Origin of the sequence: Sphingomonas sp. 8AM, from assembly GCF_902506455.1 — a bacterium.
In the GTDB taxonomy this organism is placed as follows: Bacteria; Pseudomonadota; Alphaproteobacteria; order Sphingomonadales; family Sphingomonadaceae; genus Sphingomonas.
In genome coordinates this window covers 1-1,052 of the sequence record NZ_LR733852.1, presented here as the reverse complement: position 1 = coordinate 1,052, position 1,052 = coordinate 1, and the positions used below count along the sequence as shown (strand labels likewise).

At 65.0% G+C, this 1,052-nt stretch carries 1 protein-coding gene; it reads right to left on the bottom strand.

The features are described 5' to 3' along the window. Window positions 1-15 precede the first annotated feature (15 nt). A protein-coding gene (locus BACI71_RS17590; protein ID WP_159760702.1) for an IS630 family transposase occupies window positions 16-959 on the bottom strand; the annotation gives its coding sequence in 2 pieces (ribosomal slippage) (window positions 16-621 and window positions 624-959; 942 coding nt in all). Window positions 960-1,052: the final 93 nt, after the last annotated feature.

Below are 1,052 nucleotides of genomic sequence, written 5' to 3'. Positions count from 1 at the left end.
TAGAGTGCGATCCATCTAAGTTGAAGCGTAGCCGCTGTTGCGGAGATAGTTGGCGCATTCGTGGGGTGGGAAGGCGTCGAGAAGCGAGCCGATCTGCTGCCATGTCGTCTCGACCGATCGGGTGTTGGCCTTGCGCAGCAGCGTCTTGAGTTTGGCAAAGACCTGCTCGATGGGATTGAGGTCGGGCGAATAGGGCGGCAGGAACAGAAGCCTGGCGCCGACGGAGCGGATAAGCTGTCGCACGGCCTTGCTCTTGTGGCTGCCGAGGTTGTCCATGACGACGATATCGCCGGGCGAAAGGGTAGGCAGCAGGAACTGCGCGACATAGGCGGCGAAGCTCTCGCCGTTGATGGGGCCGTCGAGCACGAGCGGCGCGTCGATCCGATCGTGCCGGAGCGCGGCCAGAAAGGTGAGTGTGCGCCAGTGGCCGTGCGGCACCTTGTCGACCAGCGGCAGGCCACGAGGGGACCAGCCGCGCAATCGCGTCATGTTGGTCTTGGCCCAGGTTTCGTCGATGAAGACGAGCCGACGCGGATCGATCCTGCCCTGATACTTGCGCCATTGCGCGCGGCGTCTGGCAATAACGGGCCGATCCTGCTCGCGGGCGATCAACGTCTTTTTTTGAACGTGATCCCGGCCTCGCGCACGATCCGCCACACCGAACCGTAGCTCGTCACCACGCCGCGCTCGCCCAATTCCGCCACCAGTCCGCGCAACGTCACGTCCGGCTTGGTCGCCAGTCGCTCCAGCAGCCACGCACGTTCGGCAGCCAGCGAACGCGGCTGCTTGCGTCCCAGCCGTCGCGCCGCGGCGCTGCCCGTCGCCCGACGTCGTTGCGACCACTTCGCCGCACTCGCCACGCTCACGCCGAACAGTTCAGCCGTCGCCCGGCACGACCGGCCACCCAGAACCGACGCCGCTACCCGCTCACGCAAATCATCCGAATAGGCTCGACCCACACCTGCCGACCTCCGCACGGCCAGCACCTTGAATCAGACTTCCAGCGCCGTGTGAATCCCCGATCGACTCCGCTCAGATGACTCAGACTCTAG